The organism is Nodularia sp. UHCC 0506, assembly GCF_034931045.1.
In the GTDB taxonomy this organism is placed as follows: Bacteria; Cyanobacteriota; Cyanobacteriia; order Cyanobacteriales; family Nostocaceae; genus Nodularia.
Genome location: NZ_JAYGHH010000057.1, coordinates 1,067 through 8,260, shown reverse-complemented (window position 1 = coordinate 8,260; position 7,194 = coordinate 1,067). Strand labels below are relative to the sequence as shown.

General features: G+C 40.3%; 7 protein-coding genes. 2 read left to right on the top strand and 5 right to left on the bottom strand.

The annotated features are described in order from the left end of the window. Nucleotides 1-97: 97 nt before the first annotated feature. The 4 genes from VB654_RS22190 to VB654_RS22175 form a co-directional block, all read right to left on the bottom strand. A complete protein-coding gene (locus tag VB654_RS22190) occupies nucleotides 98-1,666 on the bottom strand; it encodes an HlyD family efflux transporter periplasmic adaptor subunit (RefSeq protein WP_323215977.1) in 1,569 nt (522 codons plus the stop codon). A 136-nt stretch (nucleotides 1,667-1,802) separates the two neighbouring features. Beyond that, entirely contained in the window at nucleotides 1,803-4,637 is a 2,835-nt protein-coding gene (locus tag VB654_RS22185; protein WP_323215975.1) for a peptidase domain-containing ABC transporter, read from the bottom strand. A 10-nt stretch (nucleotides 4,638-4,647) separates the two neighbouring features. Continuing rightward, on the bottom strand, nucleotides 4,648-5,232 hold the full coding sequence (locus VB654_RS22180; RefSeq protein ID WP_323215973.1) for a helix-turn-helix domain-containing protein: 585 nt from the start codon (nucleotides 5,230-5,232) through the stop codon (nucleotides 4,648-4,650). Between the two features lie 151 nt (nucleotides 5,233-5,383). Beyond that, entirely contained in the window at nucleotides 5,384-5,581 is a 198-nt protein-coding gene (locus tag VB654_RS22175) for a site-specific integrase (protein WP_323215970.1), read from the bottom strand. A gap of 102 nt (nucleotides 5,582-5,683) precedes the next feature. On the opposite strand from VB654_RS22175, the gene VB654_RS22170 reads away from it, so the two are divergent. Next, nucleotides 5,684-5,938, top strand: a complete 255-nt coding sequence (locus VB654_RS22170; RefSeq protein WP_323215968.1) for a helix-turn-helix domain-containing protein — start codon at nucleotides 5,684-5,686, stop codon at nucleotides 5,936-5,938. A 33-nt stretch (nucleotides 5,939-5,971) separates the two neighbouring features. Here VB654_RS22170 and VB654_RS22165 read toward each other — a convergent pair whose 3' ends face one another. Then, nucleotides 5,972-6,169, bottom strand: a complete 198-nt coding sequence (locus VB654_RS22165) for a hypothetical protein (RefSeq protein ID WP_323215967.1) — start codon at nucleotides 6,167-6,169, stop codon at nucleotides 5,972-5,974. Between the two features lie 310 nt (nucleotides 6,170-6,479). Between VB654_RS22165 and VB654_RS22160 the strand changes: the two genes are divergently transcribed. Then, on the top strand, nucleotides 6,480-7,194 hold a 715-nt coding region (locus VB654_RS22160; RefSeq protein ID WP_323215965.1), incomplete at its 3' end, for an antirestriction protein ArdA.

The following is a 7,194-nucleotide window of genomic DNA, read 5'->3' as shown; positions in this document are numbered from 1 at the left end:
GAAAATTTTGTTGACCAATAATTCCAGGGAGTCAAACTCCCTGATTTATCCGTGGGTTCAATTCAAAATCGTTTAGCTAGTGAAAATCAACTTGGCATTAACGAAGTTTCAATTCGCCTTTTTGCAACTTCTTGAATGGATCAAGAATGAAGTCAATAATGCGGCGCTGACGGATAATTACCTCTGCTGTTGCTGGTTGACCAGGCTTAAAGGGGTAACATCTACCTTGTGGTTGAACACAATCTTGAGCTAGTTCAACTTCTATGTCATAAGTAACAATATTTCCTTGAGGTGTTTGAGTAACTTTAGAACTAGGTGATACTAAAGTTAGTTTGCCTTTGACAACTTCATAATCTTGGAAAGGATACTCATCAAACTTGAGATTGACATCTTTCTGTTTGTTTTCCTCTCTGCGTAAAGACTCGCTTTCAGAACTAGGAATTTCTCCCTTGAATACGAGACGAGTCCCATTGGGTGCAATCTCCGCAAGCAACTGTTTAGGCTGTACCACTGCACCTTCGCGGGGAATAGGAAGTTGAAAAATTGTGCCGTCATAGGTTGCGCGAATTGTGTACTTATCTAATTGCTGATTCAACGATTTAATTTGAGTTTTCGTTTGCACAATTTCTGATTTCAAAGTCGTAATTTGTGTTTTCAACTCATTAAGCTGCTGTTCAGTTCTAGCAACAGTAATTTTTCCACCTTGAACTAAACTCTGATAACCTTGCTCTTGCTCCTTTAATCGCAAATTTGCTTGCTTAATATCTGACAGAATCTGATGAATTGTTTTCCGATAGCTTTCTTGCTGTTCTTGCAAACGAATTTTAGCCTGTTTGAAATTTGAATCGGCTTGTTTTTGCAACTCCAGCTTATCTTTTGCTAACCCTTCTATTTCTTGGAACCTATCTTGTGCTATAGCACCTTCTTTGTATAATTGATGGTAACGCTTAACTCTGTTCTGAGCGTCATCCAAGCGAATTTTCGCTAAATTGTAGGCATTTTGACTAGATTCAACAGATTGCTGTGCTTGTCTGACTTGAGCAAGTTTTTCCTCTTTTTGTAAATTGTAAAGAGTTTGAAGACTATCAATATTTTGTTTTGCTTGAGCAACTAAATTCAGTTGTTTTAATTCTTCAGATTTGTTCTGTTGCTGTTGGGCATTGATGGGAATTGACAATTGATTTTTTAGCAATTCTAATTGATTTAACCGATTTTCTTGACCTTCTAGTTTAATTTGATTCTGCTGAATTTCATCACGAACTGGTTTATCATCTAATTCCATTAAAATTTGTCCATATTTTACATTATCACCCTGTTTGACATGAACCTTAAGCACACTAGCTTGAATATCTGCCTCCCGCTTAATAGTGTCTCCTTTTGGCTCTAGTTTCCCTCTAGCAGTACCAGTTTCATCAACTTTGTAAAAAATTGCCCAAGGTAACACTATAGCTATAAACACTACCAAAAAATATAACAACCCGCGTGTCCAAATCTGAGGTAAAGTATCAAGTAATTCTTGGGTACTATTAGACCAACCATCAGGACCATTTGGTTGTTCATTATTGTATGTTTGAGTAGCAGTTAAATGCTGTGCAAATAACTCTTCTTTGCTATGTTCTTCCAAATTGATTGGCTGAGATCCGTTTGAATTCAATGTATGAGGCATGATTTTTGAGTAATGAATTTCAAATTTGATAATTATCCCAATGAAACCAATTATTTATTCACTCAAGTTGCTAATCAACAGTTATCAGTTATTAAGTCCTTGATTTGAATAAGTAATAACTGATAACTGAACACTGTTAAGAAAGCCCGTCTTGTTGTTTTTGATTGAGATAGTAGTAATAACCGCGTTTTGCCATCAATTCTTCGTGAGTTCCGCTTTCCAGCAAAACTCCTTGGTCTAATGCCAAAATTAAATCAGCATTACGGATTGTAGAAAGACGATGAGCGATAATTATTGTGGTGCGGTTTTGACGAATTTTGGCGAGGTTAGTTTGAATAATTTCCTCAGATTCGGAATCAAGGTGACTGGTAGCTTCATCAAAAATCAAAAGTTGGGGATTTCCTAATAAAGCACGAGCGATCGCCAGTCGTTGTCGCTGTCCACCAGATAGCATTCCCCCTCCTTCTCCAATTTGCGTTTCATAACCCATTGGCAGTTTTTTAATAAAGCTATCCGCCCCAGCTAATCGCGCTGCTTCAATAATTTCTTCTAAAGTCGCTGAGGGTCTACCAATCGCAATATTTTCCCGAATTGTGCTACCAAATAAGAATGTATCCTGGTCAACTACACCAATTTGCTCCCGGAGAGATCGCAGTGATAAGCTCGTGATGTCTTGACCATCAATCAATATATTGCCATCTGTCGGCGGGTAAAGCGCTAAAATCAGTTTAGAAATCGTAGTTTTACCGGAACCGCTACGTCCTACCAGCGCCACAGTTTGACCTGGGTTAACATCAAAACTGACATTTTCTAGCACATTGTTATCACTTTCTGGCTGATAGCGGAAAGTCACTTGTTGGAAGCGAATGTGACCGTGAAGTTGAGGTAAAGATTGACGAGAGTGATATTGTAAATCTTCTTCTGGTTCGGCTTCAATCACATCATAAATGCGCTCAACTGCAATCACAACTTCCTGCAATTCATTCCACAATACTGTCAGTCTTTGAAAGGGATTAAGAATATTACCCAACAGCATATTAAAAGCAACTAATTGTCCAGAAGTTAATTCACCTTGAATTACCTGCCATGCTCCAAACCACAGCAATCCTGCGGTAATTAATGCTTCAATAGTCGAACTAAAAATTTGCAGTCTGTTACCAATTACCTGTCCAGCAAAGTTATTTTTAACCGACTGATGCAGTAATCCTTCCCAATGCCAACGTACAGTTTGTTCAACTGCTAAAGATTTGACTGTACGAACACCAGTAAGTGCTTCGATCAGATAACTGCTTTCGGCAGCCATAGTATTAAAGATTTTGCGGGAAGTTTTTTGCAGGAAAGGTGTAGCAATTAGTGCCAATAAAACAAATGGTGGCACAATCACCAACGTCAACAGTGCCATTTTCCAGCTATACCAAAACATTAATCCCATGTAGATAAAAACCGTGAGTAAATCCAGCAAAATAGATAGTGCTTCGCCAGTGAGAAATCGCTGAATTTTGTGATTTTCCTGGACACGGGAAATAATGTCGCCTACATAACGCGACTCAAAAAAGCTCAGTGGTAACCGAAAGGTATGGCCAATAAAACCGACAATCAACGCCACATCAACTCGGTTAGCTGTTTGGTCTAGTAGATATTGCCGCAGTCCAGTCATGGCGACTCGGAACAAGCTGAAAATCACCAATCCTACCCCAAATGTGTTCAAAGTTAACTGACTTTGTTGTTTAACTACATTGTCCAGAATGATTTGGGTAAATATAGGAGTAATTAATCCAAAAATTTGAATGAATACCGAAGCGATAAATACTTCTAGTAATACCAGCCCGTGAGGTTTAGCTAACTCAAAAAACTGCCAGAAAGGGGTACTATCATCCTTGGTGTCCTTGATTAAAGCTGTGGGTTTTAATAATAAAGCATAACCAGTCCAACCCTTTCTTTCTTCATATCTCATCCAACCCTTTTTAAATTCAGCATAAGTAAGAGTGCGTTGACCGATGGCTGGGTCAGCTACGATCACGGATTTTTTTGTGACTTCATAGACTACGATGTAATGGTTTCCTTCCCAGTGGGCGATCGCTGGTAGATTTTCTTGACTTAGTGCTTTCAAATTAGCTTTTACTGGTCGAGTAGAAAAGCCAATACTTTCTGCTGCTGCCGATAACCCTCCCAGGGAAGCTCCATTGCGGTCAACATTGGCAATGTCACGCAGTCGGTGAACGCTAAAACGCTTCCCCCAATAACGAGCTACCATCACCAAACAAGCAGCCCCACAATCAGATGCACTCTGCTGTTGAAAAAAAGGATAGCGGCGAATAATTTTCCGAAAAAGATGACCAGCCTTTTGAGTAGGGTTGGGAAAGTAGGCTTTACTAATTTTGTTCCCGTTGTTTCGGGATTTAGCTGGTGTGAAAAAACCTAATATATATTTCCAGAAATTAGATAACAGCCTCAATAGCACAAACTTCTCAGGCTCTTTCTCGGAAATACGCTCTGGTTTCAACTTTTTATCGTTAATACTCCCAACTGACAAGGTATCAGACCCTCTCAGTTGAAAATCTCGCTCCACTGCTAAATCATAAAGATGGTCTCGAATTTGAGGATACTTGCGAAACAAGTCTTGCAAGTACTCCCTGGGAATATAACAAAGGGTTGGTGCATCTTTAGTCGCTTTCACCGAGTAATCGATCAAAGACTCTTCTGAAAACAGAGTCAATTCGCCGAATGATTCCCCTCTTGAGAGTGAAATTGATTTTGTCTTGTCGCTATAAATTAACCTAACCTTGCCATTATGGACGATATAAATACCAGGGTCTGCGTTTCCTGAAGAGAACACCTGTTTAAACGGCTCACATTCTCTGATTTCAATATGTTGACGCAGATGTGCAAGTTCCTTTTTTGTCAGATCCAGTCCTAAGATTTCTGAAAGCCGTTCATCAGAAACGAAAGATGCGAGTATTTCCTTAACCATAGTTACTACCTCAACCAATAGAAATAGAATTGAATGGCCACATAGGCACAGAATCTGCATTAGGAGCAGAATTTAGATCACGAATCACTATGCGCTTGTTGGTATCCTGGGTAGTGTCATCAACTCGTATCGGTTTTGGTCGGGTTGATAGCCCCATCTCTTTAAGCAGTCGATTGATGTGGCGTTTGTCTACCTTAATATCCAATTCATTTTCCAGGCTTTTGCTTAACCAGTCAGCTGTCCATATATCTTTTGAATAGCCAAAGTCTTTTGGACTCTGCCCGACTAGTTGCCGCAAACGCTCTTTATACTCCTGATTAACCGCCTTGGGTCTACCAAGAGGGGTAGCTTGCCAGTTATGAGCTTCACCAGATTTAGCTTGTGATATCCAATAACGTGCTGTTACGCGAGAGCATTTTAATAGTTCGCAGATTTGATTTTGCGTTTTGCCCTCATCAGCTAACAGCATAATTTGAATACGCTGACGATATCTTGGAGATAATTTTTCATCCTGCAAATCCTTTTGCAGCCGTTTGCGCTGAAATGGGGTCAAAACCTGACCACCAGTATCCGTGTGAGAATAACTGCTTGACATGACCGTAAATTGAATTCTGATCTCTTATTGGGGACAAAAAGATCACAATATGAAGACGTATTCTTTCTTAAAATAAGAGAATAGAACTACGCAGTCCTTGAGGCTATTCCCGATGAATTGGGAAGCCCCGTCTGTCTTACGGTGGGGTAGTTCACACCCGTGGTAAATGCAAAGCACTACTATCCCCCGGTCGAATATGAATGTAACCTGAAGTTGTGGCGATATCAGCATGACCCATTGTTTGCTGTATTAAAGGAACAGGTGTACCTCTCTCGGCGTTGTGAGTAGCGTGGCTATGCCTGAGCCAGTGGCAGCTAACCTTCTCTGTCAGTCCGTAAACCAGCCACATATAACAGCTTTACAGCAATTTTCAGGTAATTGAACCACAAAGTGCGGTAAGGTGTGAAAGGAGTGATTGTTAGATTCGATATCAGTATCGTAATCGGGTGATTTGCGTCGTCGTGTGATTGTAGCTTGGGAAGGAAAGGAAGGCTCTCAACGTCAGTTGGCTGAAAGATTTAAGGTCAGCTTGTCTTTTGTGCGAAATCTGTTGCGTCATTATCGTCACAACGGACAAATTGAGGCCAAACCACGTGGAGGATACCAACAACCAACAATTCAAAACGAGCAATTGAGCATCATCCAATCTTTGGTGGAGGAGAAAAATGATTTGTTGCTTAGAGAATTATGCGATCGCTATCTGTAGCGAACTGCAAAATCGCTTGGGTAAAATTCACAATCAATCTTCCTGGGAAGCTTCAGCCTGTTCCTTAGCAGCAGCCTCAGCAATAACCCGCCGCAACCACTCGGAACGGTTAGACTTGCTACGCACATAAGCATCTAAATCTTCTGGAAGCATTACAGATATAGGTTTTGTATCAGACTTTACACCTATCCCTTTTGATTTAAAGCGAGTAGCAATATCGTTTCTTGCCATAGTGATTATTCTTTATCTCTACAACCATCATAGCAAATCCCACATATATGTGGCTATATATAAGATATTTTAATCATTCAAAACGGCTGAAACCCTTGCAAACCCCACATATATGTGGGATACTAGAATAGTGAGAGATAGGAAATGGAGCGCCAAAAAAACTCCCGGCAACGGAACCGATACCGAAGCGTGAAGCCCAAGAGCATAGCGCCAAATCCAAAACTCTTACATACACAACAGAAAAAACACCCCCGACGACCAATCTAAAGGTGCTTTTTCTGAATTCTTATCATTACAAGGATTCTAACACATGAATTTGTTTTCTAACACTCTAATCTTCAACTCAGAACTAGAGGCTCAATTAGTTGCCGAACAGCTTTACAACTGCAACCTTGAAGGTAATGTTTTAAGCTTTCCCATTGGAGAAAAACGGGCAGTAGATTTAGCAATTAATCTAGCTGGCGTTGACTTACCACTAGTTGAAGGCGCTAGTTGCTTGCTACCATTCCCCAAGCATGAGCGCGAGTGTCAAGACGATGATGCACCACAGATTTATGTGGCTTGTTTATCTGCATACAACAATGGCTTTTTACATGGAATGTGGATTGATTGCACACAAGAAGCAGAAGACATTCAAGACGACATCGAATGGATGTTATCTTGGTCGCCCTGTCGCCACTATGAAGCCTGTGAAGAGTGGGCAATTCATGACTTTCAAAATTGGCATGGTATTCATCTTGATGAATGCGAAAGCATAGAAAAACTAGCGGAACTTGCTCAAATATTATCAGAGCATGGTGAAGCTTACGCCGCTTATTATCAATATGACAGTATTGATGCCAGCGTTGAAAATTTTCAAGAGTATTACAGGGGAGAGTACGAAAGCGAAGAAGATTTTGTTTACAACCAACTGGAAGAACAGGGATTGATTGATCAGTTACAAGAGATGGGCATTTCTAGCATATACATCAATTTGGAAGCAATAGCCCATGATTGGTTTATTGACTCCTACTATTCAGTAGAGG